This window comes from Stenotrophomonas sp. TD3, assembly GCF_001939825.1.
Lineage (GTDB): Bacteria > Pseudomonadota > Gammaproteobacteria > Xanthomonadales > Xanthomonadaceae > Stenotrophomonas.
In genome coordinates this window covers 1,846,878-1,871,919 of the sequence record NZ_MOYM01000001.1, presented here as the reverse complement: position 1 = coordinate 1,871,919, position 25,042 = coordinate 1,846,878, and the positions used below count along the sequence as shown (strand labels likewise).

Sequence of the window (25,042 nt, the reverse complement as noted above, 5' to 3'; positions counted from 1 at the left end):
CTTGCAGCGGAAAACCCCAAGTCTAATCCGCTCCAGCGCCACTGGCCGCCCCCTTGGGCGGCCCGCCCTGTGCAGGATCTGGCTGAACGCGCAGACGCGATCTTCACGCCGTCACCGGGGTGGTGCATGCTGGACCCTGGAGCCCTGCGCGGACACGGGGAGGTGGCCATGCAGGACGGGGTCAGGCGTCAAGAATGGCGTCCGCCGGCCGTTGAGGTCGGGGACGTGGAGGATTCGTTCGCGCATGAAGCCAGCCGACTGCACAAGGAAGATCAACCGATGCCCGCGCTGAAACGGGCGTTGGCCCGGCCGCTGCGCGCCATCACCTGGGGCGGCGTGCTGCTGGGCGTGCTGCTGGTGGCCGGCCTGACCACCATGCTGGTCAATGACCACCACCGCCGCCTGGAAGCGGCGCAGCGGCAGAGCCGTGCGCTGGCGGTGGGCAGCGAGCGCCTGCTGGCGCTGGAGCTGCGCAACCTGGAGCGGGCCATGTCCGGCATCGCCGCCGACGCCGCCGAACTGTTCCGCAGCGTGCCGGCACAGGCGCCGGCCTTGCTGGATGCCTCCATCGGCGGCGTGCTGCGCCGGCATGCCGAGCTGCACAGCATCGTCGTGCTCGACAGCTACGGCCGGCCGCTGACGGCCGGCAAGGGCGACCTTCAGCTGCCGCTGTGGACCGACCCGCAGCGCCGCGGCCAAGGCAGCGCGCTGTACATCGGCCCGCCGCAGCGGGCCAGTGATGGTGGCTGGGTGGTCCCGCTGGCGCTGCCGATGGCCGGCGACCGCTGGCTGCTGGCGCGGCTGCGCTGTGGCGAACTGCAGCGCATCGTCGGCGGCCTCGATGTCGGCCCCAACGGACTGGTCTCGATCAGCGATGCCGAGGGCTACATGCTGGCCCGCGTGCCCGATCCACACGGCACGGTGGGCCGCCGCTACGATCTGCCGCGCCGTGACCTGCTCGGCAAGCAGGCGGTGGTCGAGCTGGGCAGCCTGCCCGGTGCCGTCGACGGCGTGCCGCGCATCATCACCATCAGCACGCTGGAACGCAGCCCGCTGGCGGTGCAGGTCGGCTTGGCCGACGAAGACGTACTGGCGCCGTGGTGGCCGTACCTGCAGGCGTCGGTGGCGATCGTACTGGCCTACATCGCGGTGTTGCTGGTGCTGCTGTACGCCGTGCGCCGCAGCACCCGCAGCCAGCAGGCGATGGCCGAGGAGCTGAAAACAGGCCACGCCGAGCTGCGCCTTGCGCACCAGGTCGGGCGTGTCTGTACCTGGTACGTGGACGAGGATGCCGCACTGCTGCGCTGGTCACCGCTGGCGCGCGAGATCTTCGGGGTGCAGACCGATGCCCTGCCGGTTGCCGATTTCTTCGCACGCGTGCATCGCGATGATGCCGCGCGCCTGCAGCAGGCCTTTGACCAGGCCTTCGCCGGCAGCGCCGTGCTCGACCAGGTGTTCCGCCTGGTGCTGCCCGGGGGCGAGGTGCGCTGGGTGGGCGCGCGCGGGCAGCGGGTGGAAGTGGCCGACAGCGAGCGGCGCATGATCGGTGCGCTGACCGACCTGAGTGAGCGCTACCAGGCGCGCGAGCAGGTGAGCGAGGTGGAACGCCGCTTTCGCCTGTTGTTCGACCGCAACCCGGCGCCGTTCTGGGTGTTCGACCCGGATACGCTGCGCTTCATCGAGGTCAACGATGCGGCGGTGCGCCAGTACGGCTACAGCCGCGACGAGTTCCTGGCGATGAGCATCCTCGACATCCGCCCGCGCGAAGGCTGGGATGAGGTGAAAGGTGCGATCGCCAAGGCCCGCGTTGGCGAGCTTCAGGACGCCACCGTGCGCCTGCACCGGCGCAAGGACGGCAGCGTGTTCGAAGTGCGCGCCCACCTGTCCAGGCTCGATTTCGACGGACAGCCCGCATGCCTGGTGCTGGCCGAGGATGTCAGCGAACGATTGGCCTACGAGCGTGACCTGGCCTACCAGGCGCGGCACAACCCGGCCACCGGCCTGCTCAACGTGCGCGCCTTGACCGAGCAGCTGGACGAGCAGCAGGAAGGCTACACCATCGCTTTCGTGCAGCTGCGCGGCCTGCAGCTGGTGGCCGATACGCTGGGCCGCGAGATCGGCGATGCGGTGCTGCAGTCGATGGCGACCCGGCTCGGTGGCCTGGGCGCGCGCTGTGGCACGCTGGCATTCCAGCCGGCGGAGGACTTCGTGTTCGCCATCGGTACCGAGCACGATACCCAGCGCGTGCTGGACGACCTGCTGCAGATCGTGTCTGCGCCGATGCGCGGCAAGGATTCGCTGCACCAGTTCGAGCCGCGCATCGGCGTGGCCGTGCACATCGCCGGTGACGGCCACAGCGCCGAGCAGGTGATCGGCATGGCTGCACAGGCCGCGCACGCGGCGCGCGCCGAGGGCAACGTGGTGGTCTGGTTCGACGCGGCGGTGACCACGCGCCTGGCCGATCGCCTGCGCCTGGCCGGGCGCATCCACGCCGCCATCGACAACGAATTCCAGCTGTATTTCCAGCCGATCCGGCATGCCAGCGATGGCAGCCCGGCCGCGCTGGAGGCCCTGCTGCGCTGGCCGCAGGCCGACGGCAGCTTCATTCCGCCCAACGAGTTCATCCAGCTGTGCGAGGACACCGGGCTGATCCTGGCGCTGGGCCGCTGGGTGATCCGCGCGGCGGCGAAGGCGCAGCGTCGACTGGTCGAGGCCGGTTGGGGTGAGCTGCCGATCGCGGTGAATGTATCGGCGGTGCAGTTCTTCAACAGCGACCTGGTGGCCGAGTTCACCCGCGCCCAGCAGGAGTTCGGCCTGGCCCGCGGTGCGCTGCACGTGGAATTGACCGAGAGCAGCCTGATGCGAAAGCCGGCGCAGGCGATGCAGACCATGCAGCGCCTGCACGAGCAGGGCATCAGCGTGTCGCTGGATGATTTCGGCACCGGTTATTCCAGCATGTCGTACCTGCAGCACCTGCCGCTGGACATCCTGAAGATCGACCGCAGCTTCGTCGCCGATGTGGAAACCAATCCGCGCAATGCCTCGATCTGCCGCGCGCTGCTGTCACTGGGCCACAGCATGGGCCTGACCATCATCGCCGAGGGCGTGGAAACGCCGGGGCAGCTGGACTGGCTGGCTGCGCACGGCTGCGACCAGGTGCAGGGCTACCTGTTGGGGCGGCCGGCGCCGCTGGAACGGATCATCGACGCGCTGGATGAAGTGGCCGCCTAAGTGGTAGTGCCGGCCGCTGGCCGGCATTCGCCCAGGACCGGGATGTGTCGGATTGCCGGCCAGCGGCCGGCACTACCGGCAGGCGCCAGACTCGGCTATACCCCGGCTTCCACCAGATGGTCGATGAAACTGCGCACCTTCGGTGCCAGGTGGCTGCGGCTGGTATAGACCGCGAAGATGCCGATCGGCGAGGCCTCCCACTCGGGCAGTACACGCACCAGTCGGCCGTCGGCCAGTGCGTCTTCCAGCAGGAAGTCGGGCTGCAGGATCACGCCCATGCCGGCGATCGCCGCTTCGCGCAGCACGTCGCCGTTGTTGGCGTGCAGCAGGCTGCTCACCGAGACCTTTACTTCGCCGCCCGGCCCCTGCAGCGGCCAATGGTCACCCGCGGCCCAGTAGCTGTAGCTCAGGCAGGCGTGGGCCTGCAGCTCCTGCGGCGTCTGTGGCGTACCGCGTGCGGCCAGGTAGGCCGGCGCGGCGCACAGGCTCACCCGCGACTCGCCCAGGCGACGGGCGATCAGGGTGGGCCCGGGCTCGCGGGTGATGCGGATGGCCACGTCGTAGCCTTCCTCGACCATGTCCACCAGGCGGTCGGACAGGGCCAGGTCCAGTTCCACCTGCGGGTAGCGTTCGCGGTAGCTGGCCAGCAACGGGCCGAGGCGGGCGATGCCCCAGCTGACCGGTGCGTTGATGCGCAACGTGCCGGAGGGCTCCAGCGCCTGCGCCCCGATGCTGGCCTCCAGTGCGTCGAACTCGGCCAGCAGGCGCACGCACTGGGCGTAGTAGGCGGCGCCGGCACTGGTCGGGCTGACCCGGCGCGTGGTGCGGTGGAGCAGGCGGGTGGACAGGCGCTTTTCCAGCGCGGCGACCTGGCGGGTGACGCCGGCGGTGGACATGTCCAGGGCCTGGGCGGCGGCACTGAAGCCGTTGCGCTCGACCACCGCCACGAACACGCGCATCGCCTCGAGGGTGTCCATTGTTGCGCCTTTTGAAATAAATACGGTCAATCCATCGTATTTATTGGCTCACGAAGGCGCAATAACCTGTTCCCACTCCCTTCAAGGTGTTTCCCCATGCACACCACGACCGCTCCTGTTTCGCCGCTGGCCCCGTACGGCGCCACCCTGCTGCGCCTGGCCCTGGGCGTGCTGTTCCTGGTCCATGCGCTGACCAAGCTGCTGGTATTCACCCCGGCCGGCACGGCGGCGTTCTTCGAGTCGCTGGGCCTGCCCGGCGTGCTCGGCTACCTCACCATCGGCGTCGAGCTGGTGATCACCGTCGCGCTCCTGCTGGGCATCTACGCCCGCTGGGTGGGCCTGGTCGGCGTGCCGCTGCTGCTGGGCACCATCGTCACCGTGCACGGCGCCAACGGCTTCGGTTTCGCCAATGCCGGCGGTGGCTGGGAATACCCGGCGTTCTGGGCACTGGCGCTGGTAGTGCTGTTCCTGGTCGGCGACGGCAAGTGGACCCTGCGTTCGCGCTGATCGCCGCCTGATCCTGCAACTGGAGAATTCCATGTCCCGCCTGCCTTCGCTGTACATCTCCCATGGTTCGCCGATGACCGCCCTGCATCCGGGCCAGGTCGGCGTGCGTCTGGCCGAGCTGGCGCGCGACCTGCCGACGCCGCGTGCCATCGTGATGGCCTCGGCGCACTGGCTGGGCCGGCAACCGCTGGTCGGCGCGCATCCGCAGCCGCCCACCATCCACGACTTCGGTGGCTTCCCGCGCGCGCTGTTCGAACTGCAGTACCCGGCGCCGGGTGATCCGGCGCTGGCCGAAGAGGTGGCCGGCCGCATCGCCGCTGCCGGCCTGCCGGTGGCACTCGACCCGCAGCGTGGCCTCGACCATGGCGCGTGGGTGCCGCTGCGGCTGCTGCGCCCGCAGGCCGACATCCCGGTGGTACCGCTGTCGATCCAGCCGCTGCTCGGTCCCGAGCACCAGTTCGCGCTGGGCCGCGCGCTGGCGCCGCTGCGCGAGCAGGGCGTGCTGCTGGTCGGCTCGGGCAGCATCACCCACAACCTGCACGACTGGGGCGACTACCAGGACGGCAAGGAAGCGCCGTACGTGCGGCCCTTCATCGAGTGGGTGGAGCAGCGCCTGGCCGCCGACGACCGCGAGGCCTTGCTCGATTACCGCCGGCAGGCGCCGTTCGCCGAACGCGCGCACCCGACCGACGAGCACCTGCTGCCGCTGTTCTTCGCGATGGGCGCGGCCGGCGAGGGCGGTTTCGGTGCACGCCGCATCGACGCCGGCATCGATGCCGGCTTCCTCGCCATGGATCTGTACCGCTTCGACGGGGCATGAGCCGGGGCTGACGCGCGGCGGCCCCGGCCGTCGCGGTCACGGCCGCATGTGGTAGTTTTTTCCGGGTTTCCGGCGCTGGCCCTCGAGCCTCCCCGCGCGCCGCTTCCTGGAAGAAGCATGCATACCATTGAAGTCGTCCTGGCGATGCTGGTGGCCGTTGTCGCCAGCGGCTACCTGGTTCGCGTCCTCCCGTTCTCGTTGCCGCTGCCGCTGGTGCAGATCGGCCTGGGCGCGGTGATCGCCGGCGTGTTCAACCGCGGCCATGCGCTGGAGCCGGAGGTGTTCTTCCTGCTGTTCCTGCCGCCGCTGCTGTTCCTCGATGGCTGGCGCATTCCCAAGCAGGGCCTGTTCCGCGACAAGGGCGCGATCCTCGAGCTGGCGTTCGGCCTGGTGGTGTTCACCGTGATCGGCGCCGGCCTGCTGATCCACTGGATGATTCCGGTGATGCCGCTGGCGGTGTGCTTCGCGCTGGCGGCCATCGTCTCGCCGACCGACCCGGTAGCGGTCGGGGCGATTGCCTCCAAGGCACCGATCCCGAAGCGACTGATGCACATCCTGGAAGGCGAGTCACTGCTCAACGATGCGTCCGGCCTGGTCTGCTTCCGTTTCGCGGTGGCGGCGGTGATGACCGGCTCCTTCTCGCTGGCAACGGCCTCGCTGACCTTCCTGTGGGTGGCGGTGGCCGGCCTTGCCGTGGGCGTGGCGGTCACCCTCGGCGTATCCACGTTCCAGCGCTGGTTGTGGCGCCGCTTCGGCGAAGAGCCGGGTGCCGCCATGCTGGTCAACCTGCTGATCCCGTTCGCGGCCTACCTGCTGGCCGAAGAAATCCATGCCTCGGGCATCCTGGCCGCAGTCGCCGCCGGTATCGCGATGAGCTACGTCGAGCTGACCGGCCGTGTTTCCGGCAGCATGCGCGTGCAGCGTGCGGGGGTCTGGAACATGCTGCAGTTCAGCTTCAACGGCATCATGTTCGTGCTGCTCGGCGAGCAGTTGCCGGGCATCGTCGAACGCGCAACCACCACCATGAACGAGTCCGGCCACCAGAGTGCGTGGTGGCTGGTGGTGTACGTGGTGGTGATCAATCTGGCGTTGATCACCTTGCGCCTGTTGTGGGTATGGCTGTCGCTGCGCTGGAACCTGCTGCGCGCGCGCCGCCGCGGCCTGGAGCGGGGCGAGGCGCCGAACTGGCGCATCGTGGTGGCGACCTCGGTGGCCGGCGTGCGCGGTGCGATCACCCTGGCCGGTGTGTTGACCCTGCCGCTGTTCCTGCCCGATGGCAGCGCGTTCCCGGCACGCGACCTGGTGATCTTCCTGGCCGCGGCGGTGATCCTGTTCTCGCTGATCGGCGCCAGCGTGGCGCTGCCGCAGCTGCTGAAGGGCCTGCAGCTGCCAGCCGATTCGGGCGAGCGCAAGGAAGAGGACCTGGCACGCAAGCTGTCCTCCAAGGCCGCGCTGGCCGGGGTCGAACGCATGCGCCAGCAGCTGGTGATGAACCAGAACACCGAGAACGTGCAGCTGTACAACGATGCTGCCTCGCGGGTGAGCCTGCTGTACCAGCGGCACCTGGAGAAGGACAACGACGGGCCCGACGTGGACCCGGAGAAAGTGCGGCGCATGGAACTGGGTTACCGCCAGCTGCGCAGCGCGGGCCTGAATGCCGAGCGCGAGGAACTGTTCCGGCTGACCCGGCGCGGGGTGATCTCCGACGAGATCTCGCGGCGCCTGATCCGCAACCTGGACCTGCTGGAATCGCGCAAGCGCGAATGACCAGCGTACATCTGTAGAGTCGAGCCATGCTCGACTGCTCTTGCCCCCGGCGTCATGAACCCGGAACGGAAAGCAGTCGAGCATGGCTCGACTCTACAAAAGCCACTTATTCCGGCTTCGTTTCCAGGAAATACGCCTCGACCTTGCCCTTGACCTTGATGGTCATCGGGTTGCCGCGGCGGTCGCGGGCCTTGCCGGCCTGCACGCGGATCCAGCCTTCGCTGACCGAGTATTCCTCGACGTTGTCGCGCTCGACGTCGTTGAAACGCACGCCGACGCCGCGCTCCAGCGCCTGCGCATCATGGAAGGGGCTGGCCGGGTTGATCGCCAGGTGGTCGGGAGGGGTATCGCTCATCGCTTCGTTCACAGTGACGGCCACCAAGGCCGGCTTCAGCGGCACAGGATAAACCGTAGAATGCCGGCCTGCCCCAGAGGAAGTTCCGCCATGCCCGACAACAGCGACTATTTCGACTTCGAGGAAGACATCCACGACTTCGACGAGGAGGGCTTCGAGGCGCGGGTCTGGAACCTGCTGGTGCTGATCAACCCGGGCGACGAAGAGCTGGCCCTGCAGCAGTTCAACCGCTGGCGCGAGCACCTGTCCGAGGATGGGCAGCCGCTGGAAGCGGACAGCGACTGGCTGCCGGCGCTGTTCACGGCCATTGCCTGGCAGTCCGGTTTCGAGGTCGAGCGTGACGACCTGGAATCGCTGCAGTCGGCGGTGAACGAGCTGTCGGCGCGCTTCAACCTGCAGCTGGACTGGGGCGGCGACCTGGACGACGAGGACTTCACCGAAGACCTGGACGGCGTGCAGCTGATGTCCACCGCCTTCGACCGCCTGCGCGAGCACAACTACACGCTGTGGAGCGTGGATGCCGGCAGCGACGGTTTCACCGGCGTGATGGCGCTGACCCGCGACGACGACGCGATGCTGGCGCTGTGCTCGCTGCTGAACGTGGAAATCCGGCTGGGCAGCGACCCGTTCTGAGCAGGGCAGGTGGGTGCGCAGCCCGCCTATGGGGGGATGCCAACCTTAGCAAGTGATAGCCCCACCCAGCACAGCAAGCGGTAGCCACCCACGGCTGCCTACGGCCGGTATTGCGCCCTGGCGTTGGCGATCACTGCTTTGACCAGCTCGCGGTCGGCGTGCCGGGAAATCGCCCGCGCACCGAGCGCGATCGCCTGCGCGCGCAGCTCGGCAGTGACATCGTAGTGGGCGCCGCTGGCCTTGTTCTGGAAGGCCCGCGGGGGAATGCCGAGCTGCGCCGCCATCGCGTGCAGCTCGGCCAGGGTGTCGGCCATCAGGTGCGCCCAGCGCTGTCCGCGCCAGGGATGCACCGCGTCATCGACGTAGACCGTCACCGCCGCGGCCGGTTCAGGCCTGCGGCTTGCTGTCGCTGTCAGCGGCCGGGGTGGCCTCGGCAGCGGCGTCTTCGGCCACGTCGCCCTCGGCGGCTTCGCCTTCCTCGCCCTCTGCAGCGTCGACGCCTTCGAACTCGGCGACCAGCTTGTCCAGGTACTCGTCAGCGGTCTGCTCGGATTCGGCGGCCAGGGTGTCCAGCAGCTTCTGCAGCAGTTCGGAGTACTCCAGGTTGACCTTGCGGCCTTCCTTCTCCTGCACGTTGGCCAGGTGCTTGAGCATGGCCAGCATCGGCACCGGGTTCTCGGCGTTGCCCATGGTCTGGCCGCCGATGGCCAGCAGCCACTCACGGCCCTGCAGGCCGATGGCCGCAACCACCTGGCCGTCTTCGTTGGTCAGCACGGCATGGTTCTGCACCTGCTGCTGGGCGTTCAGGCGGAGGAACGGGCGCTTGGCCTGCTGCTTCTTGCGCTTGTCGCGCTTGGCCTTGGAGTTCTGGGACATGGGGTGGGGTCACCTGGAAACGGAAAGACCGCCATTGTAGCGGCCGCGTGCAGGTGGGGTCAGATCCCTTTCCCGTGGAAAGGGATCTGACCCCGATTCAGCGCGCCGGCCCCTGCGCGGCCTGCACGTCCGGGTCGGCGGCGGGGGCCGACAATCCCACCTGCGGGCCGGCACCGGCCAGGGCGGCCGCTTCGGCGGCCTGGGTCATCACCACGATGCTGATGCGGCGGTTGATCGGGTTCTGCGGGTCGGCCTTGTCGAACAGCACCGACGAAGACAGGCCGACCACGCGGGTGATCTTGCTGTCCTCCAGGCCACCGTCCACCAGTGCGCGCCGTGCGGCGTTGGCACGATCGGCGCTCAGTTCCCAGTTGCCGTAGCCGCGCGCGGCCGAATAGGCGGTGATGTCGGTGTGGCCGGTCAGGCTGATCCGGTTCGGCACGTGGTTCAGGTAGTTGGCCAGCTCGTGCAGGATCTGCTGCGTATAGGGCTTCAGCGTGGCGCTGCCGAGGTCGAACATCGGCCGGTTCTGCTTGTCCACGATCTGGATGCGCAGGCCTTCCGGGGTCAGGTCCAGCAGCAGCTGGTCCTTGAACGGCTCCAGTGCCTGGCTCTTGCTGATCGCTTCCTGCAGTTCCTTCATCAGTGCTTCCAGCTGCTGCTTGTCGCGCTGCTGCTGGTCCACCGGCTGCGGCACCGCTTCCTTCTGGTTCTGGAAGGGATCGTTGCTGCTGCCCCGCGAGATGTCGGTGGCACCACCCAGCTTGATCATCGAGGTGCTGGCGCCACCCGGGCCGGCCATGCCGGGCGCCGGCGTGGCGTTCTGCCCGCTCAGCGGGCTGGGGTTGCGGAAGTACTCGGAAATGGCCGCACGGTCGTTCTTGTTGGTGGTGGCCATCAGCCACAGCACCAGGAAGAACGCCATCATCGCGGTCACGAAGTCGGCATACGCCACCTTCCACGAACCGCCATGATGGGCGGCGTGGCCGGCTTTCTTGACCCGGCGGACGATGACAGTGGGCTTGGTCTCGGCCATGGCTTACTTGACCGTCTTCAGGTGCTGCTCGAAATCGGAGAAGGCCGGACGCACGTTCGACGGCAGCGTCTTGCGGGCGAATTCCAGCGCGATCTTCGGGTTGTAGCCACGCAGGCAGGCCAGCAGGGCGGTCTTCACCGATTCGTAGATGCGGCTGTCCTGCTCGGCGCGCGCTTCCATGGCGGCGGCCATCGGGCCGACGAAGCCGTAGCCCAGCAGGATGCCGAGGAAGGTGCCGACCAGCGCGCCGGCCACGTGGCCACCGACCTCGACGATGTCGCCGCCGATCGAGCCCATGGTGATGACGATGCCGAGCACCGCCGCGACGATGCCGAAACCGGGCAGTCCGTCGGCCACCTTGGTCAGTACCTGCGACGGTGCCATCGCCTCGGCATGGTGCTTTTCCAGCTCCAGTTCCAGCAGCGGCTCCAGCTCGTGCGGCTCGATGTTGCTGCCGATCATCAGGCGCAGGCAGTCGGTGATGAAGTCGATCAGGTGGTGGTCGGCCTGCACCTTGGGGTAGTTGCCGAACAGCGCGCTCTCGGCCGGCCGCTCCACATGGTCTTCCAGCGCCATGAAGCCTTCGCGGCGGGCCTTGTTGAGCAGTTCATAGAGCAGGCTGAGCACATCGATGTAGTCCTGCTGCTTGTAGCGCGGGCCCTTGAACACGCCCACCATGGCCTGCAGGGTCTGCTTGACCGTCTTGGCCGGGGTGCCGACCAGGAAGGCGCCGAGCGCGGCGCCGCCGATGATGACCAGTTCGTAGGGCTGCCAGAGGGCACCCAGGCGGCCGTGGGCACCGAGGTAGCCCCCGATCACGCTGATGATGACGACCAGGAATCCAACGATGATGAGCATGGGGCGACGCAAGGAGAGGGGATATCTCCTTGTCGGCCCGTCGCCCGGTTTTCTGAAGAGGGAATTCTGTGAAATCGGTCAGCGGGGTGTTTCAGCCCGCCACGCCGCTTTCTGCGCCGCCACGCTGCAACGGGTCGGGCCAGGGCTCGCCATTGCCGGTGAACGAAAGTGAGACGGAGTTCAGGCAGTGGCGCTCGTAGGTGGGCGGCGGACCGTCCGGGAACACGTGGCCCAGGTGGCTGCCGCAGCGCGCGCAGGTGATCTCGGTGCGCACCATGCCATGGCTGGTATCGCGGATCTCGCGCACGTGCGCCGGGTCGAACGGGGCGAAGAAGCTGGGCCAGCCGGTACCGGAATCGAACTTGGTGCTGGAGCGGAACAGCGGCAGCGCGCACAGCCGGCAGCAGTAGACGCCCTCGCGCTTGTTGTCGAGGAACACCCCGCAGAACGGCGCTTCGGTGCCGTGCTGCAGCAGCACGCGGCGCTCTTCGCTGCTGAGGCCAGCGATCAGCGCCTCGGTCTGGGTGGCGGTGGGGGGCGTCAGGTCGAAGGCAGTCATGCCGGCTCTCCGTGGGGTCGATGGCCTGGGGATGCGGGAAAACGTGGGGGTGCCGGCGCGCGCTTGCAAGTGTGATGGCCGTTCATGGGCGGCACACAGGCGCAGGCGCATGGTGAATGTGATCCACGCCGGAGCGTGCCATGAAACCAACCCTTCCCCTGCTGTTGATGGCCCTGTTGCCCACGTTGGCGCTGGCCCAGGTGCCTACCGCCGACCCGACCGCCACCCGCAGTGCGACCACCGTGGCACCGGCGCCGGTGGTACCGCCGCCGCAGGCGGCCCGCCCGCAGCCGCAGGTGCTGCCGTCGCCGCAGCCGGCGCAGCCGATCAGGTCCACCGGGCCTGCCCAGGTCGCGCCCACACCGATGCCGAAGCCGGCTGACAAGGTGTACGACCGCAATGGCCGTATCGTGCCCGGTGTGCGCCCGGCCGGTCCGAACCGCGTGTTCGATTCGCGCACCGGCCGCTATTACGACAGCGTGCCGGCCGGCGATGGGCAGCAGATCAAGCGCTGACCTCGGATGCCAGGCAGGGTTGGCAGCCACCACACGCTGTACGGCCTGAACGCACGAAAACAACGTCCTGCCGATCACTGCTTTTTCGCCTGCGATTAACCGTTCCGGGACCACCGTGGCCCTGCGCCGGCATTCCGCCGCCGCATGTCCTTCGTCCACTGGATCGCGATCATGAAAAACCAGCAGAACCGTCATCCCGGCAAGGAACCGCAGGGCCGCAACCCGCAGCAACAGCAGCAACAGCAGCAGATGGAGCCGCAGCAGCCGCACAAGGGTGGCAAGCAGCAGGAACAGCGTTCGCAGAAACACCCGCAGCAGCGCTGACGGAATCGGGGTCAGAGCCCGCGTTGCGGGATCTGACCCCTTGCAGCCCCCCGACCGGGGTCGGATCCCGCACAGCGGGCTCCGACCCCAACCCTTTCCGGTCTCAATCCGGAATCGGCAGGCTCAGTGTCTCCTTCACCTCTTCCATCACGATGTAGCTCTTCGACTCACGCACATGCGGCAGTGTCAGCAAGGTGCTGCCAAGCAACTTGCGGTAGGAGGCCATCTCGCTGATCCGCGCCTTCAGCAGGTAATCGAAGTCGCCCGACACCAGATGGCACTCCAGCACGTTGGGCAGCTTCAGGGCGGCGCGTCGGAACTCCTCGAAGATGTCACCGGACTTGTAGGCCAGGCTGATCTCCACGAACACCAGCAGGCTGGCCTTCACCGCCGCCGGGTCCAGGTGGGCGTGGTAGCCGGTGATCACCGCTTCGCGCTCGAGCCGGCGTACGCGCTCGGTGCACGGGGTGGTGGACAGCCCGACCCGCTCACCCAGTTCGGTGAAGGAAATACGGCCCTCGGCCTGCAGGATGCGCAGGATCTTGCGGTCGATCTTGTCCAGTTCGCGGGTACGGGTGGCCATGGCCGTCAACCTTGGGGAATGAATTGCAGGAGAACATCCTGCCGGTTGATTTCAAATCAGGCAAATCAACTGGTATTGGCTGTCTATACTTCCCCAATTATGGTCCCGGCACGCTCCAGTGCAGGGAATGATCGGGTTGGAGAAGTCCCATGCGAGTCCTAGTTCTCGGCAGCGGCGTGATCGGCACCACCAGTGCCTGGTACCTGCGACAGGCCGGGTTTGAAGTCACGGTCATCGACCGCCAACCCGGCCCGGCGCTGGAGACCAGCTTCGCCAATGCCGGCCAGCTGTCGTTCGGCTACACCTCGCCCTGGGCCGCCCCGGGCGTGCCGAAGAAGGCCATCGGCTGGCTGTTCGAGAAGCACGCGCCGCTGGCGATCAAGCCGGGCATGGACCTGGCCCAGTACCGCTGGCTGTGGCAGATGCTGCGCAACTGCACCCACGAGCGCTACGCGATCAACAAGGCGCGCATGGTGCGCATGTCCGAGTACAGCCGCGACTGCCTGAACGAGCTGCGCGCGCAGATCGGCATCGAGTTCGAAGGCCGCGACCTGGGCACCACCCAGCTGTTCCGCACCCAGCAGCAGCTGGATGCCTCGGCGCAGGACATCGAGATCCTGGCCCAGTACGGCGTGCCGTACGAGGTGCTGGACCGCGCCGGCATCATCCAGGCCGAACCGGCCCTGGCCCATGTCGATGGCCTGGTCGGCGCGCTGCGCCTGCCGCGTGACCAGACCGGCGACTGCCAGCTGTTCACCCGCCGCCTGGCGCAGATGTGCGTGGATGCCGGCGTCGAATTCCGCTTCGACCAGGACATCACTGGCCTGGAGTTCGATGGCGACCGCATCACCGGCGTGCGCATCGACGGCAAGCTGGAAACCGCCGACCGCTTCGTGGTCGCGCTGGGCAGCTATTCGCCGGCGCTGGTGGCACCGCTGGGCATGCGCCTGCCGGTGTACCCGCTGAAGGGCTATTCGCTGACCCTGCCGATCACCGACCCGGCGATGGCGCCGACCTCGACCATCCTCGACGAGAGCTACAAGGTGGCGGTGACCCGCTTCGACGACCGCATCCGTGTCGGTGGCATGGCCGAAGTGGCCGGTTTCGACCTGTCGCTGTCGCAGCGCCGCCGCGAGACCCTGGAACTGGTGGTCAGCGACCTCTACCCGAAGGGCGGCGACCTGTCGCGCGCGCAGTTCTGGACCGGCCTGCGCCCGGCCACGCCAGACGGCACGCCGGTGATCGGCGCCACGCCGTTCCGCAACCTGTACCTCAATACCGGCCACGGCACCCTGGGCTGGACCATGGCCTGCGGCTCCGGTCGCTACCTGGCCGACCTGATGAGCGCGCGCCAGCCGCAGATCAGCACCGAAGGCCTGGATATTTTCCGCTACGGCCAGTACGGTCACGCCCCGCAACATGAGAACCGCACATGCGTCCTGCCCGCGCGCTGATCGATCTGGGCGCCCTGCGCAGCAACTACCGGCTCGCCCGTGAACTGGGCGGTGGCAAGGCCCTGGCGATCGTCAAGGCCGATGCCTATGGCCATGGCGCGGTGCGCTGTGCGCAGGCGCTGGAAGGCGAGGCCGATGGTTTCGGCGTGGCCACCATCGAAGAGGCGCTGGAACTGCGCCAGGCCGGCATCCGTGCGCCGATCCTGCTGCTGGAAGGCATCTTCGAGCCCAGTGACATGGCGCTGGTGGCCGAACACGATTTCTGGTTCGCGGTGGGCTCGCCGTGGCAGCTGGAAGCGCTGGTCGCGTTCGACAGCCCGCGCCCGCTGACGGTGTGGCTGAAGCTGGACAGCGGCATGCATCGCCTCGGCCTGGACGTGGACAGCTTCCGCGCGGCGCATGCACGCCTGTCGGCGCTGCCGCAGGTCGAGCGCATCGTGCTGATGACCCACCTGGCGCGCGCCGACGAGCTGGACAGCGAACGCACGCACGAGCAGGCGGCGACCTTCGCGCGGGCCATCGACGGCCTGCACGGCGAGACCAGCGTGTGCAACTCGCCGGCACTGCTGGGCTGGCCGGACGTGCGCAGCGACTGGGTCCGCCCAGGCCTGATGCTGTACGGCGCCAATCCGCTGCCGGACAACACCGCGTTGACCGAGCGCCTGCGCCCGGTGATGACGATGCAGTCCAAGGTGATCGCCGAGCGCTGGATCGAGGCCGGTGAGCCGGTGGGCTATGGCGCCCGCTTCGTTGCCAAGGCGCGCACCCGCGTGGGCGTGGTCGCGCTGGGTTACGCCGATGGCTATCCGCAGTTCGCACCGAATGGCACGCCCGTGCTGATCGATGGTCAGCCCGGAGCCCTGATCGGCCGCGTGTCGATGGACATGCTGACCGTGGACCTGACCGCGCATGCGCAGGCCGGCATCGGCAGCGTGGTGGAACTGTGGGGTTCTGCGCCGACGCTGTCGGAACTGGCGCCGCGCTGTGGCGTCAGCGCCTACCAGCTGCCCTGTGCGGTCAAGCGCGTGGCGAAGGTGTACGTGTAGCGCCGAGCCCACGCTCGGCTCTGGTAGCGGCCGACCTTGGTCGGCGCTTTGAATGCATGTCGACCAAGGTCGACACCTGCCGGTAGGGACTGGTCGACACCTACCGGTGGGTCGCGCCGCCCGGAATCAGCGTGCAGCAGTGGCCTGCGTTGTCAGCTGCCGCTTCACCCAGTCGTCGATCAGGCGCTTCTCGTAGCGCAGCGGGTCGCTGTCGCTCTTCAGCCCCAGGTTGTGCAGGTAGCCGGTGTCGCTGAGCTTGGCTTCGCCCTCATCGACGATGCGGCCACTGGCGTCCTTCAGCGTGTACTGCAGCGTGATCCGCGGCGGATAGATGTCGCGCATGATCCGGATGTCGCTGCCGCGCGGGCCGTGCCAGGGCTCGTAGTCGCCGGCGCGCTTGATGTCGACCAGGGTCACGTCCAGGGTCTGCCCGGGCTGCAGCGGCTTGGCCGCCGTGGTCTGCACGTAGCTGGCCAGCTGCTGCACCCAGTTGCCGCGTTCGGCCTCGAAACGGTTGGTGCTCTGGCGGATTTCGGTGAATTTGGCCGGATCGTCCCACTTCACGCTGACCGGGCCATTGGCCTGCAGCGCACGGGGCGCATCCGGATCGGTGACGGCGCGCGGCGCGGCGTTCGCGCTGCCCGCCATGAGGGCGCCTGCCAGCAGCAGGGCAGTGGCCAATGAGCGGTTCATGACGGTCTCCTGCGCCCCTTCGATGGGGACGATGCGGTTTACAGATCGAGTGTGATCCCGCTTTCCCGTCGCCGCAACGGCCGATTGCGACATCCGCAAGAGTGGTTGCCGCCAATTCATCGTCGTCAACCATGACTGACGGCGCTTGACGCTGTGAATACGCCCTTTGGAAGATGCTGTGCCTCCAACCCGGCCTGCACAGACGCCCTTGTCCACACTGCCGCCCCTCGTGGAGCGCCCACCGATGATGGTGCCGGCGCCCGAACCCGACCTGCATCATGGCGTGCTTGAGCGCATCAACGCCGGTTTCTGCGTGATCCAGGTGCTGTTCGAGGGCGACCGTGCGGTCGACTATCGTTTCATCGAGGTCAACGACGCCTTCGAGCGCCACACCGGCCTGAAGGACGCGCGCGGCCAGCGCATGAGCCTGCTGGAGCCGCACCACGAGGAAGACTGGTTCCGCATCTACGGCGAGGTCGCACGCAGCGGTCGCCCCGCCCAGTTCGAGATGGAAGCGCGCGCGCTGGGCCGCTCGTTCGCGGTTGACGCGGTGCGCGTGGGCCGGCCGGGCGAGGACAAGGTCGGCATCCTGTTCTTCGACATCACCGCGCGCAAGCAGATGGAAGTGGAGCTGGGCGAGAGCGAGGCCCGCTTCAGTGCGCTGGCCGATGGCCTGCCGATGCCGGTGTGGGTGCTCGACGAGCGCGGCCATGCCCGCTTCGTCAACAGCGCTTTCAGCGAATTCTTCGGCGGTGACGAGACGCGTGTGCCGGAAGACGTCTGGCGTGGCCTGGTGCATCCGGACGATGCGTCGGTATTCGAGTACGAACTGCAGGAAGCGCTGAAGGCGCAGCGCTCGATGCATGCGCTGGTGCGTGCGCGCCGTGCCGATGGCCAGTGGCGCTGGCTGGAGATGAACGCCCGCCCGCGCTTCTCGCGCATGGGGCGCTTCATCGGCCTGGCCGGCAGCAGCCCGGACGTGACCGAACGCCGCGAGATCGAACTGGCCCGCGAGGAACTGCTGCAGTCCGAGCGTGCTGCGCGCAGTGCTGCGGAAAACATGGCGCGGCTGAAGGATGAGTTCCTGGCCACGCTGTCGCATGAGCTGCGCACGCCGTTGACCACCATTCTCGGCTGGAGCGAGCTGCTGCTGCAGCGCGTGGACAACACCAGCCCGCTGTACAAGGGCCTGAACGTGATCGCCAACAGCGCCGGTGCGCAGAAGCGGCTGATCTCGGACATGCTCGACCTCAGCAGCATGCTGCTGGGCAAGGTGCAGCTGGAGGTGGAAGTGCTGGACCTGAGCACGCTGCTGGGCGAGGCCATCGGCGCGCAGGAGCTGGTGGCCGAAGGCAAGGCGCTGGACGTGCACCTGCAGCTGCCCGAACAACCGAGCCTGGTGCTGGGCGATGCCACGCGCCTGCAGCAGGTGTTCTGGAACCTGCTCTCGAACGCGATCAAGTTCACCCCGGCTGAAGGCCGCATCGACCTGCAGCTGCGGGCCGACGGCAACCACTGGGAGATCACCGTGCGCGATACCGGTGATGGCATCGCGCCCGAATTCCTCAATCATCTGTTCAGCCGCTTCCGCCAGGCCGATGGCACCACCACCCGACGCCATGGCGGCCTGGGCCTGGGCCTGGCGATCGTGCAGCAGCTGGTCGAACTGCATGGCGGCACGGTCACCGCCGCCAGCGAGGGCCACGGCCACGGCGCTACGTTCACCGTGCGCCTGCCGCAGCACATTCCCGATGCCGAGCGGCGCCCGCTGCGCGAAGTGATCAGCGGGCCGATCCTGGAGCCGGTGATCGTCGAGCCGTATCCGCTGCGCGGCATGCACGTGCTGGCGGTGGAAGACCAGCCGGAAGTGCTGGAGTACCTGCGGCGCATGCTGGAAGAGCAGGGCGCCAGCGTGTCCGCGGCCAGTTCGGCCGGCGAGGCACTGGCGTTGCTGGCCGACACCGGCCATCTGCAGTACCACGTGATGCTGACCGACATCGGCATGCCGGGCATGGATGGTTATGGCCTGGTGCGCACGCTGCGCGAGGACATGGGCGTGGATGCCATGACCCTGCCGGCGGTAGCCGTGACCGCGCTGGCGCGTGCCGATGACCGTCGCCGTGCGCTGGCATCGGGCTTCCAGGAGCACGTGGCCAAGCCGTACTCGGTGGCGCAGCTGGTGGCTGCGGTGCGCAAGGTGCAGGTACCCCGCGCGGACAGCGCGCTGCACTGAGCATTCACGGCCGATCGGCGACCCTGTATGCAGGAGGTCGCCGATGTCCCGCATAGCTCCCCGTATCCATACCGATCCGGCGCAGATCGCGCGCCTGGAAGCCCTGCTGCCGCAGCTGGAAGGCGAAACGCAGGTGGAACTGACCCTGCACGATGGTCGCCGCCTGCTCGGCACCGTCGCGGTGAAACCGACGGTGCAGCAGTACCGCAACGAGGCTGGCGACGAAGGCAGCAACGGCCAGTTGCGGCTGGATGACTACGACACGCCGGTGCAGCAGCACCACGTGTGGCTGGACGAGATCGCCAGCATCAACCGCCTCCCACCCAAGGCGCCTTGATCCGATGTAGAGCCGAGCCCACGCTCGGCTGCGCCGTCGCCCGAGCGCGGGCTCGGGCGCTACAGATGTGTCAATGCTCGAACAACGTCGGCGTCGCCTCGAACCGGCGCGCGTAGGCGCGTTCTTCAGCGACCCGGGCCACCTCGTCATCGGCCAGGTCCGGCGCGCCGTACACCGCATAGGCCACGCTGCCGTCGGCGCCATGACCGACCTGGTGCAGCCGGTAACGCGAGTGGCCGCCGCCGGTGTCCTCGGGGTAATGCACGGGCGGATGGCTGCCTTCCAGGTCCATTTCACTGTTGTCGACCACGCCACCGACGAACAAGGCTCGCATGCAGGTTCTCCTGGGTTTCCGGGGGAGCCTCTACCCTGAACGTTTCAATGTTTCTGGCAGATCAAGGCCCCGTTCGGGTTTCGCAAAGCGGCCTGCCGGGGCGGGCCCGGCCAAGCCGGTACAATGGACGGCCCTCACGCTTGAAGTACCCGCGCCGATGGCCTCCAGCGACGACGCCCCCCTGCAGACCCTGCTCCTGCCGTTCTCCCAAGGCGCCCTGCGCTGGCCGGAGGGCCCGGTGGCCTTCCTGCGTGCCCGCGATGGCTGGCCGCTGCGCGAAGCGGCCGGCAACCGCGAAGTGCACTGCGAACAGAGTTTCGCCCCGTTCGCGCAGCCGCTGCAGCAGGCCGCCGGCTGGACCGTCAGCGGCCAGCTGGACGATGTGGCCGGCAAGGGCCGTTACCCGCTGGTGCTGGTGCTGCCACCGCGCCAGCGTGAAGAAGCCCGTGCGCTGTTCGCCCGCGCGCTGGCGCTGGTTGCCGAAGGCGGCCGTATCGTTGCCTGCCAGTCCAACAACGAAGGCGCGCGCTCCGGTGAAGGTGATCTCAAGCAGTTGACCGGCCTCGGTGGCTGCCTGACCAAGAACCACTGCCGCGTGTACTGGACCGCCCCGCTGCAGGGCCAGCACGACGCCGACCTGGCCAAGCGCTGGTCGGCGCTGGATGCGGTGCGCCCGATCATGGGCGGCCGCTTCCTCAGCCGCCCGGGCGTGTTCGCCTGGGACCGCATCGATCCGGCATCGGCGCTGCTGGCCGAGCACCTGCCGGCCGACCTGGCCGGCCGCGCCGCCGACCTTGGCGCCGGCTACGGCTATCTGTCGCGCGAGCTGCTGGAACGCTGCCCGAAGATCACCGCGCTCGACCTGTACGAGGCCGAGCAGCGTGCGCTGGCCCTGGCCGAACTGAACCTGGCGCCGCCGCCGCGCGCGCTGCCGCTGCGCTTCCTGTGGCAGGACGTCACCGCCGGCATCGAGCCGGGCTACGACGTCATCATCAGCAACCCGCCGTTCCACACGCCGTCGCGTGCCGACCGCCCGGACATCGGCCAGCGCTTCATCGCCGTGGCCGCGCAGGCGCTGCGCCCGGGTGGGCGCCTGTACGTGGTGGCCAACCGCCACCTGCCGTACGAGCACACCCTCAACGACAGCTTCGGTGCGGTGCGCGTGGTTGCCGAGCGCGACGGTTTCAAGCTGGTTGAAGCAGTGAAGGGGAAGGGCAAGTGAAGCTGGTCAAGCACATCGCCAACCTGGGCTATGGCAGCCGCAAGCAGGTGCAGTGGATGTTCCGCGAAGGCCGCGTCACCGACGCCGACGGCGAAGTGCTGTACGCCGATGACCAGGTGCCGCACGAGGCGATCCGCGTCGATGGCGAGCCGCTGGATCCGCCGGTGGGGCTGTCGATCGCGCTGCACAAGCCCGCCGGCTACACCTGTTCGACCAAGGACACCGGCCGCCTGATCTACGACCTGCTGCCGCCGCGCTTCCGCGACCGCGATCCGGTGCTGTCCACCGTGGGCCGCCTCGACCGCGAGACCAGCGGCCTGTTGCTGCTGACCGACGATGGCGGCCTGCTGCACCGGATCATCTCGCCGAAGTCGAAGCTGCCGAAGGTCTACGAAGTGGAACTGAGCGACGACCTGCGCGGCGACGAAGTGGCGCTGTTCGCCAGCGGCACGCTGATGCTGGAGTCCGAGAAGACCCCCCTGCTGCCGGCTGAACTCGAAGTGCTGGAGGCCCGTCGTGCGCGCCTGGTACTGCATGAGGGCCGTTACCATCAGGTACGCCGCATGTTCGCCGCCACCGGCAACCACGTGCAGGCCCTGCACCGCAGCCGCGTCGGCGGGCTGGACCTGCAGGGGCTGGACGAAGGGCAATGGCGGCAGCTCACTTCCACCGACCTGGACACGCTGTTCGCTCCATGACCACCATCGCTGCGCTGCCGTTCCTCCCCGACGCTGTCATCTTCGACATGGACGGCCTGATGATCGACAGCGAGCGGGTCTCGCTGGCCTGCTGGAGCGAGGCCGCCGACGAATTCGGGCTGGGCCTGGAGGAAGCGGTGTTCCTGCGCATGGTCGGCCTCGGCGACCGCGATACGCATGCGTTGCTGCGCGCGCAGGGCATCGAGGACAGCGTGATCGATGCAGTGGCGGCACGTTGCCATGAGCTGTACGAAGCACGCACGCAGACCGGGCTGCCGCTGCGGCCGGGCATCCTGGAGCTGCTGGAACTGCTGAAGGCGCACGCGGTACCGCGTGCGGTGGCTACCACCACGCGGCAGCCGCGCGCCAACCGCAAGCTGGCGGCCGCAGGCCTGCTGCCGTACTTCGATGCCGTGATCACCAGTGGTGACGTCGCGCGGCCGAAGCCGGCGCCGGACATCTACCTGCTGGCCGCGCAGCGGCTTGGCCAGGTGCCCGAGCGCTGCCTGGCGCTGGAAGACTCACCGGCCGGCACGCGGGCCGCACTGGCGGCCGGCATGACCGTGATCCAGGTGCCGGACCTGGTGCATCCGGATGAAGAGCTGCGCGCACTGGGCCACCGCATCGTCGGCTCGCTGGTGGACGCGCACGCGCTGCTGTTGCCGCTGCTGCCGAAATAAGGTGGGTGCCGACCGTTGGCCGGCACTCTTTACTGCTTTGGTGGGTGCCAACCTTGGTCGGCGCGCCACAAATCTCCGGTGGGTGCCGACCGTTGGTCGGCACACCTGCCCAGTCACACGCGCCCGAACACCAGCGCAGCGTTGGTGCCACCGAAGCCGAAGCTGTTGGACATCACCGTGTCCAGCTGCTGCTCGCGGCTCTCGCGCAGGATCGGGAAATCCACCACCTTCGGGTCCAGCTCGCCGATGTTGGCCGAACCGGCGACGAAGCCATCGCGCATCATCAGCAGGCAGTAGATCGCCTCGTGCACGCTGGCCGCGCCCAGCGAATGGCCGGACAGCGCCTTGGTCGAGGACAGCGGCGGCACCGCGTCGCCAAACACTTCGCGGATCGCGTTGAGCTCGGTGACGTCGCCCAGCGGGGTCGAGGTGCCGTGGGTGTTGAGATAGTCCAGCGGGCGATCGACGCCCTGCAGCGCCATCTTCATGCAGCGCACCGCGCCTTCACCGGACGGTGCGACCATGTCGGCGCCATCGGAGGTCACGCCATAGCCGATCAGCTCGGCATGGATGTGCGCACCGCGGGCCACGGCGTGGTCGTAATCCTCCAGCACCAGCATGCCGCCACCACCGGCGATGACGAAGCCGTCGCGGTCCTTGTCGTACGGGCGCGAGGCGCTGGCCGGGGTTTCGTTGAAGCTGGTCGACAGTGCGCCCATCGCGTCGAACATCACGCTCATCGACCAGTGCAGGTCTTCGCCACCACCGGCGAACATGATGTCCTGCGCACCGTGGCGGATCATGTCCGCGGCGGCGCCGATGCAGTGCGCCGAGGTGGCGCAGGCGGCCGACAGCGAGTAGCTGACGCCCTTGATCTGGTAGGCCGTGGCCAGGCAGGCCGAGACCGTCGAGCACATCGTGCGCGGCACCATGTACGGGCCGACCTTGCGCACGCCACGTTCGCGCAGCAGGTCGACAGCGCCGATCTGCCACTCGCTGGAGCCGCCACCGGAACCGGCGATCAGGCCGGTACGCAGGTTGCTGACCTGCTCGGGGCTGAGCCCGGCGTCGGCGATGGCATCGCGCATGGACAGGTAGGCGAAGGCTGCCGCATCGCTCATGAAGCGCTTCTGCTTGCGGTCGATCAATGCGTCCAGGTCGAGGTCGACACGGCCGCCAACCTGGCTGCGCAGCCCGGCATCGGCATGGTCGGCCAGCAGGGTGATGCCCGAGCGCCCTTCACGCAGCGCGGTCGAAACGGTATCCAGATCATTGCCGAGGCAGGACGTGATGCCCATGCCGGTGATGACAACGCGACGCATCAGAAGCTCCCGGTTTCAGTGAACAGGCCGACGCGCAGGTCGCGCGCGCTGTAGATTTCGCGGTCATCCACGTACATGCGGGCGTCCGACTGGGCCATCACCAGCTTGCGGTTGATGACCCGGCTGATGTCGATCTCGTAGCGCACCAGCTTGGCGTCCGGCAGTACCTGGCCGGTGAACTTTACCTCGCCGCAGCCCAGTGCGCGGCCCTTGCCGGGGGCGCCCAGCCAGGTCAGGAAGAAGCCGGTCAGCTGCCACATGGCGTCCAGGCCCAGGCAGCCGGGCATCACCGGGTCGCCGATGAAGTGGCAGCCGAAGAACCACAGGTCCGGGCGGATATCCAGCTCGGCGCGTACCATGCCCTTGCCGTGCGGTCCGCCGTCCTCGTGGATGTCGGTGATGCGGTCGAACATCAGCATCGGGTCGTTGGGCAAACGGCCGGCAGCGGTGCCGAACAGTTCACCGCGTGTGCTGGCCAGCAGCTGTTCGCGGTTGAACGCGTGGAGACGGGTCATGAAGCACAATCCTGGAAGCGGGGAAACGGGAAACAAGCGCTCGAGGATGCCCGTGGAAACTGCCCCGATCAAACATTTCAACCGTACGCAACCGTAGTGTTTTCAAGGGAATACGCGCATCCTGTTGATGTGCAACGACCATACTTCGGCGTGTGGCCCGCCCGGCCCGCCCCCGCCCTTTCCGCCTGACATGACCCGACTGCGCAAGATCATCCACGTCGACATGGACGCGTTCTACGCGTCGGTGGAGCAGCGCGACGATCCGTCACTGCGCGGCAAGCCGGTGGTTGTGGCATGGCGTGGCGCGCGTTCGGTGGTGTGCGCGGCGTCGTACGAGGCACGCGTGTTCGGCGTGCGCTCGGCGATGCCGGCCGTGCGTGCCGAGCGGCTGTGCCCGGATGCGATCTTCGTACCGCCGGACTTCGCACGTTACAAAGCGGTGTCACAGCAGGTGCGCGAGATCTTCCTGCGCCATACCGACCTGGTCGAGCCGTTGTCGCTGGACGAGGCCTACCTGGACGTGACCGAGCCGAAGAGCGGCATCGAACTGGCCACCGACATCGCCCGTACCATCCGCACCCAGATCCGCGAGGAAACCCGGCTGACTGCTTCAGCCGGGATCGCACCGAACAAGTTCCTGGCCAAGATCGCCTCGGACTGGCGCAAGCCCGACGGCCAGTTCGTGATTCCACCGCAGCGGGTGGACGCCTTCCTGCTGCCACTGCCGGTGAACCGCGTGCCCGGCGTCGGCAAGGTGATGGAAGGCAAGCTGGCCGCGCGCGGCATCGTCACCTGCGGCGACCTGCGGCAGTGGGCACTGATCGACCTGGAAGAGGCGTTCGGCAGTTTCGGCCGCAGCCTGTACAACCGCGCACGCGGCATCGACGAGCGGCCGGTGGAACCGGACCAGCAGGTGCAGTCGATCTCTTCGGAAGACACCTTCGCCGAGGACCGTCCGTTGGAAGACCTGGGCGAGGCGATCGTGCAGCTGGCGGAGAAAACCTGGAATGCCACGCGCAAGACCGAGCGCGTCGGCCACACCGTGGTGCTGAAACTGAAGACCGCGCAGTTCCGCATCCTCACCCGCAGTTTCACCCCCGAGCGCCCGCCCGAGTCGATGGAAGAACTGCGCGACATCGCCCTGGCCCTGCGCGCCCGCGTCGACCTGCCGGCGGAGACCCGCTACCGGCTGGTGGGTGTCGGGCTCGGTGGGTTCCGCGAAAAGGAGCCGGTGGTGCAGGGGGAATTGTTCGAGCACGGGCCGAACGATTCCGCATCCATCTGATCGTCAAAGTCGGGGTCAGAGCCCGTTGCGCAGCAACGGGATCCGACCCCGTGCCGACCAACGGTCGGCACCCACCATCAGCAGCAGGTTCCGACAGATAGCGGGAAACTATCGAAGGCGGGGTGGGTCCGGTTGCGGGGGCGTGAGCCGCATGGATGCGGCGACCGAGCTTACATGGACGT

The 25,042-nt window shown here is 68.0% G+C and carries 27 protein-coding genes; 15 read left to right on the top strand and 12 right to left on the bottom strand.

The window, feature by feature from the left end; translation table 11 throughout:
• The first annotated feature begins 168 nt into the window (after positions 1 to 168).
• Entirely contained in the window at positions 169 to 3,231 is a 3,063-nt protein-coding gene (locus BKE09_RS08770; protein WP_075675479.1) for an EAL domain-containing protein, read from the top strand.
• A gap of 95 nt (positions 3,232 to 3,326) precedes the next feature.
• Here the strand turns inward: BKE09_RS08770 and BKE09_RS08765 are convergent, their stop codons facing one another.
• On the bottom strand, positions 3,327 to 4,208 hold the full coding sequence (locus BKE09_RS08765) for a LysR family transcriptional regulator (protein WP_014035829.1): 882 nt from the start codon (positions 4,206 to 4,208) through the stop codon (positions 3,327 to 3,329).
• 96 nt (positions 4,209 to 4,304) lie between these two features.
• On the opposite strand from BKE09_RS08765, the gene BKE09_RS08760 reads away from it, so the two are divergent.
• The 3 genes from BKE09_RS08760 to BKE09_RS08750 all read left to right on the top strand — a co-directional run bounded on the left by BKE09_RS08760 (position 4,305) and on the right by BKE09_RS08750 (position 7,302).
• Positions 4,305 to 4,715, top strand: coding sequence for a DoxX family protein (locus BKE09_RS08760; protein WP_075675478.1), 411 nt, complete (start codon positions 4,305 to 4,307; stop codon positions 4,713 to 4,715).
• A 31-nt stretch (positions 4,716 to 4,746) separates the two neighbouring features.
• Positions 4,747 to 5,535 (top strand): class III extradiol ring-cleavage dioxygenase, encoded by a 789-nt coding sequence (locus BKE09_RS08755; RefSeq protein ID WP_075675477.1) that lies wholly within the window; start codon positions 4,747 to 4,749, stop codon positions 5,533 to 5,535.
• A 117-nt stretch (positions 5,536 to 5,652) separates the two neighbouring features.
• Complete coding sequence (locus BKE09_RS08750) at positions 5,653 to 7,302, top strand: Na+/H+ antiporter (RefSeq protein ID WP_014035832.1); 1,650 nt, start codon at positions 5,653 to 5,655, stop codon at positions 7,300 to 7,302.
• Between the two features lie 106 nt (positions 7,303 to 7,408).
• Here the strand turns inward: BKE09_RS08750 and BKE09_RS08745 are convergent, their stop codons facing one another.
• A complete protein-coding gene (locus BKE09_RS08745; RefSeq protein WP_012509930.1) occupies positions 7,409 to 7,657 on the bottom strand; it encodes a DUF3297 family protein in 249 nt (82 codons plus the stop codon).
• Between the two features lie 90 nt (positions 7,658 to 7,747).
• Between BKE09_RS08745 and BKE09_RS08740 the strand changes: the two genes are divergently transcribed.
• Entirely contained in the window at positions 7,748 to 8,290 is a 543-nt protein-coding gene (locus tag BKE09_RS08740; RefSeq protein ID WP_075675476.1) for a hypothetical protein, read from the top strand.
• Positions 8,291 to 8,388: 98 nt separating this feature from the next.
• Here BKE09_RS08740 and BKE09_RS08735 read toward each other — a convergent pair whose 3' ends face one another.
• The 5 genes from BKE09_RS08735 to msrB form a co-directional block, all read right to left on the bottom strand.
• On the bottom strand, positions 8,389 to 8,664 hold the full coding sequence (locus BKE09_RS08735; RefSeq protein WP_004153991.1) for a DUF4031 domain-containing protein: 276 nt from the start codon (positions 8,662 to 8,664) through the stop codon (positions 8,389 to 8,391).
• Positions 8,665 to 8,677: 13 nt separating this feature from the next.
• Positions 8,678 to 9,166 carry a hypothetical protein gene (locus BKE09_RS08730; protein ID WP_014035836.1) on the bottom strand — a complete coding sequence of 163 codons (489 nt, stop codon included), beginning with the start codon at positions 9,164 to 9,166 and terminating at the stop codon, positions 8,678 to 8,680.
• Between the two features lie 97 nt (positions 9,167 to 9,263).
• On the bottom strand, positions 9,264 to 10,202 hold the full coding sequence (gene motB, locus BKE09_RS08725) for a flagellar motor protein MotB (protein WP_014035837.1): 939 nt from the start codon (positions 10,200 to 10,202) through the stop codon (positions 9,264 to 9,266).
• Between the two features lie 3 nt (positions 10,203 to 10,205).
• Positions 10,206 to 11,060, bottom strand: a complete 855-nt coding sequence (motA, locus tag BKE09_RS08720; protein ID WP_005407915.1) for a flagellar motor stator protein MotA — start codon at positions 11,058 to 11,060, stop codon at positions 10,206 to 10,208.
• Positions 11,061 to 11,151: 91 nt separating this feature from the next.
• Entirely contained in the window at positions 11,152 to 11,619 is a 468-nt protein-coding gene (gene msrB / locus BKE09_RS08715) for a peptide-methionine (R)-S-oxide reductase MsrB (RefSeq protein ID WP_005415117.1), read from the bottom strand.
• A gap of 140 nt (positions 11,620 to 11,759) precedes the next feature.
• Between msrB and BKE09_RS08710 the strand changes: the two genes are divergently transcribed.
• Positions 11,760 to 12,134 (top strand): classical arabinogalactan protein 4, encoded by a 375-nt coding sequence (locus BKE09_RS08710; RefSeq protein ID WP_075675475.1) that lies wholly within the window; start codon positions 11,760 to 11,762, stop codon positions 12,132 to 12,134.
• A gap of 144 nt (positions 12,135 to 12,278) precedes the next feature.
• Positions 12,279 to 12,458: a hypothetical protein gene (locus BKE09_RS08705; RefSeq protein WP_049408287.1), complete on the top strand. Its 180-nt coding sequence runs from the start codon at positions 12,279 to 12,281 to the stop codon at positions 12,456 to 12,458.
• Between the two features lie 103 nt (positions 12,459 to 12,561).
• Here the strand turns inward: BKE09_RS08705 and BKE09_RS08700 are convergent, their stop codons facing one another.
• A complete protein-coding gene (locus tag BKE09_RS08700; RefSeq protein ID WP_004140558.1) occupies positions 12,562 to 13,041 on the bottom strand; it encodes an Lrp/AsnC ligand binding domain-containing protein in 480 nt (159 codons plus the stop codon).
• Between the two features lie 149 nt (positions 13,042 to 13,190).
• Between BKE09_RS08700 and BKE09_RS08695 the strand changes: the two genes are divergently transcribed.
• Complete coding sequence (locus tag BKE09_RS08695; RefSeq protein WP_014035841.1) at positions 13,191 to 14,495, top strand: D-amino acid dehydrogenase; 1,305 nt, start codon at positions 13,191 to 13,193, stop codon at positions 14,493 to 14,495.
• On the top strand, positions 14,474 to 15,541 hold the full coding sequence (gene alr / locus BKE09_RS08690; RefSeq protein WP_075675474.1) for an alanine racemase: 1,068 nt from the start codon (positions 14,474 to 14,476) through the stop codon (positions 15,539 to 15,541). Before BKE09_RS08695 ends, alr begins: the two co-directional genes overlap by 22 nt.
• A gap of 126 nt (positions 15,542 to 15,667) precedes the next feature.
• Here the strand turns inward: alr and BKE09_RS08685 are convergent, their stop codons facing one another.
• Positions 15,668 to 16,234 carry a DUF3016 domain-containing protein gene (locus BKE09_RS08685; RefSeq protein ID WP_075675473.1) on the bottom strand — a complete coding sequence of 189 codons (567 nt, stop codon included), beginning with the start codon at positions 16,232 to 16,234 and terminating at the stop codon, positions 15,668 to 15,670.
• Positions 16,235 to 16,478: 244 nt separating this feature from the next.
• Between BKE09_RS08685 and BKE09_RS08680 the strand changes: the two genes are divergently transcribed.
• Together BKE09_RS08680 and BKE09_RS08675 are read left to right on the top strand one after the other, a co-directional pair.
• Complete coding sequence (locus BKE09_RS08680; protein WP_075675472.1) at positions 16,479 to 18,467, top strand: ATP-binding protein; 1,989 nt, start codon at positions 16,479 to 16,481, stop codon at positions 18,465 to 18,467.
• Between the two features lie 43 nt (positions 18,468 to 18,510).
• Positions 18,511 to 18,804, top strand: a complete 294-nt coding sequence (locus BKE09_RS08675) for a DUF3247 family protein (protein ID WP_075675471.1) — start codon at positions 18,511 to 18,513, stop codon at positions 18,802 to 18,804.
• 70 nt (positions 18,805 to 18,874) lie between these two features.
• Here BKE09_RS08675 and BKE09_RS08670 read toward each other — a convergent pair whose 3' ends face one another.
• Positions 18,875 to 19,138, bottom strand: a complete 264-nt coding sequence (locus BKE09_RS08670; protein WP_005407925.1) for a hypothetical protein — start codon at positions 19,136 to 19,138, stop codon at positions 18,875 to 18,877.
• A gap of 157 nt (positions 19,139 to 19,295) precedes the next feature.
• On the opposite strand from BKE09_RS08670, the gene BKE09_RS08665 reads away from it, so the two are divergent.
• The 3 genes from BKE09_RS08665 to BKE09_RS08655 are packed head-to-tail and all read left to right on the top strand — an operon-like array spanning position 19,296 to position 21,738.
• Positions 19,296 to 20,360 (top strand): class I SAM-dependent methyltransferase, encoded by a 1,065-nt coding sequence (locus BKE09_RS08665; protein WP_075675470.1) that lies wholly within the window; start codon positions 19,296 to 19,298, stop codon positions 20,358 to 20,360.
• A complete protein-coding gene (locus BKE09_RS08660) occupies positions 20,357 to 21,058 on the top strand; it encodes a pseudouridine synthase (RefSeq protein ID WP_075675469.1) in 702 nt (233 codons plus the stop codon). Before BKE09_RS08665 ends, BKE09_RS08660 begins: the two co-directional genes overlap by 4 nt.
• The gene (locus BKE09_RS08655) at positions 21,055 to 21,738 is read left to right on the top strand and encodes an HAD family phosphatase (protein ID WP_075675468.1); all 684 of its coding nucleotides are present in this window, start codon (positions 21,055 to 21,057) and stop codon (positions 21,736 to 21,738) included. Before BKE09_RS08660 ends, BKE09_RS08655 begins: the two co-directional genes overlap by 4 nt.
• 113 nt (positions 21,739 to 21,851) lie before the next feature.
• Here BKE09_RS08655 and fabB read toward each other — a convergent pair whose 3' ends face one another.
• Positions 21,852 to 23,060, bottom strand: a complete 1,209-nt coding sequence (fabB, locus tag BKE09_RS08650; protein ID WP_075675467.1) for a beta-ketoacyl-ACP synthase I — start codon at positions 23,058 to 23,060, stop codon at positions 21,852 to 21,854.
• On the bottom strand, positions 23,060 to 23,575 hold the full coding sequence (gene fabA, locus BKE09_RS08645) for a 3-hydroxyacyl-[acyl-carrier-protein] dehydratase FabA (RefSeq protein WP_075675466.1): 516 nt from the start codon (positions 23,573 to 23,575) through the stop codon (positions 23,060 to 23,062). Before fabA ends, fabB begins: the two co-directional genes overlap by 1 nt.
• Before the next feature lie 190 nt (positions 23,576 to 23,765).
• On the opposite strand from fabA, the gene dinB reads away from it, so the two are divergent.
• Positions 23,766 to 24,860, top strand: coding sequence for a DNA polymerase IV (dinB, locus tag BKE09_RS08640; RefSeq protein WP_075675465.1), 1,095 nt, complete (start codon positions 23,766 to 23,768; stop codon positions 24,858 to 24,860).
• The last annotated feature ends 182 nt before the right edge of the window (positions 24,861 to 25,042 follow it).

Excerpts from the sequence above, each read along its gene's own strand:
- BKE09_RS08770 (WP_075675479.1), top strand. The coding sequence starts at position 169 with ATGCAGGACGGGGTCAGGCGTCAAGAATGGCGTCCGCCGGCCGTTGAG.
- BKE09_RS08765 (WP_014035829.1), bottom strand. The coding sequence starts at position 4,208 with ATGGACACCCTCGAGGCGATGCGCGTGTTCGTGGCGGTGGTCGAGCGC.
- BKE09_RS08760 (WP_075675478.1), top strand. The coding sequence starts at position 4,305 with ATGCACACCACGACCGCTCCTGTTTCGCCGCTGGCCCCGTACGGCGCC.
- BKE09_RS08755 (WP_075675477.1), top strand. The coding sequence starts at position 4,747 with ATGTCCCGCCTGCCTTCGCTGTACATCTCCCATGGTTCGCCGATGACC.
- BKE09_RS08750 (WP_014035832.1), top strand. The coding sequence starts at position 5,653 with ATGCATACCATTGAAGTCGTCCTGGCGATGCTGGTGGCCGTTGTCGCC.
- BKE09_RS08745 (WP_012509930.1), bottom strand. The coding sequence starts at position 7,657 with ATGAGCGATACCCCTCCCGACCACCTGGCGATCAACCCGGCCAGCCCC.
- BKE09_RS08740 (WP_075675476.1), top strand. The coding sequence starts at position 7,748 with ATGCCCGACAACAGCGACTATTTCGACTTCGAGGAAGACATCCACGAC.
- BKE09_RS08730 (WP_014035836.1), bottom strand. The coding sequence starts at position 9,166 with ATGTCCCAGAACTCCAAGGCCAAGCGCGACAAGCGCAAGAAGCAGCAG.
- motB (WP_014035837.1), bottom strand. The coding sequence starts at position 10,202 with ATGGCCGAGACCAAGCCCACTGTCATCGTCCGCCGGGTCAAGAAAGCC.
- motA (WP_005407915.1), bottom strand. The coding sequence starts at position 11,060 with ATGCTCATCATCGTTGGATTCCTGGTCGTCATCATCAGCGTGATCGGG.
- msrB (WP_005415117.1), bottom strand. The coding sequence starts at position 11,619 with ATGACTGCCTTCGACCTGACGCCCCCCACCGCCACCCAGACCGAGGCG.
- BKE09_RS08710 (WP_075675475.1), top strand. The coding sequence starts at position 11,760 with ATGAAACCAACCCTTCCCCTGCTGTTGATGGCCCTGTTGCCCACGTTG.
- BKE09_RS08705 (WP_049408287.1), top strand. The coding sequence starts at position 12,279 with ATGTCCTTCGTCCACTGGATCGCGATCATGAAAAACCAGCAGAACCGT.
- BKE09_RS08700 (WP_004140558.1), bottom strand. The coding sequence starts at position 13,041 with ATGGCCACCCGTACCCGCGAACTGGACAAGATCGACCGCAAGATCCTG.
- BKE09_RS08695 (WP_014035841.1), top strand. The coding sequence starts at position 13,191 with ATGCGAGTCCTAGTTCTCGGCAGCGGCGTGATCGGCACCACCAGTGCC.
- alr (WP_075675474.1), top strand. The coding sequence starts at position 14,474 with ATGCGTCCTGCCCGCGCGCTGATCGATCTGGGCGCCCTGCGCAGCAAC.
- BKE09_RS08685 (WP_075675473.1), bottom strand. The coding sequence starts at position 16,234 with ATGAACCGCTCATTGGCCACTGCCCTGCTGCTGGCAGGCGCCCTCATG.
- BKE09_RS08680 (WP_075675472.1), top strand. The coding sequence starts at position 16,479 with ATGATGGTGCCGGCGCCCGAACCCGACCTGCATCATGGCGTGCTTGAG.
- BKE09_RS08675 (WP_075675471.1), top strand. The coding sequence starts at position 18,511 with ATGTCCCGCATAGCTCCCCGTATCCATACCGATCCGGCGCAGATCGCG.
- BKE09_RS08670 (WP_005407925.1), bottom strand. The coding sequence starts at position 19,138 with ATGCGAGCCTTGTTCGTCGGTGGCGTGGTCGACAACAGTGAAATGGAC.
- BKE09_RS08665 (WP_075675470.1), top strand. The coding sequence starts at position 19,296 with ATGGCCTCCAGCGACGACGCCCCCCTGCAGACCCTGCTCCTGCCGTTC.
- BKE09_RS08655 (WP_075675468.1), top strand. The coding sequence starts at position 21,055 with ATGACCACCATCGCTGCGCTGCCGTTCCTCCCCGACGCTGTCATCTTC.
- fabB (WP_075675467.1), bottom strand. The coding sequence starts at position 23,060 with ATGCGTCGCGTTGTCATCACCGGCATGGGCATCACGTCCTGCCTCGGC.
- fabA (WP_075675466.1), bottom strand. The coding sequence starts at position 23,575 with ATGACCCGTCTCCACGCGTTCAACCGCGAACAGCTGCTGGCCAGCACA.
- dinB (WP_075675465.1), top strand. The coding sequence starts at position 23,766 with ATGACCCGACTGCGCAAGATCATCCACGTCGACATGGACGCGTTCTAC.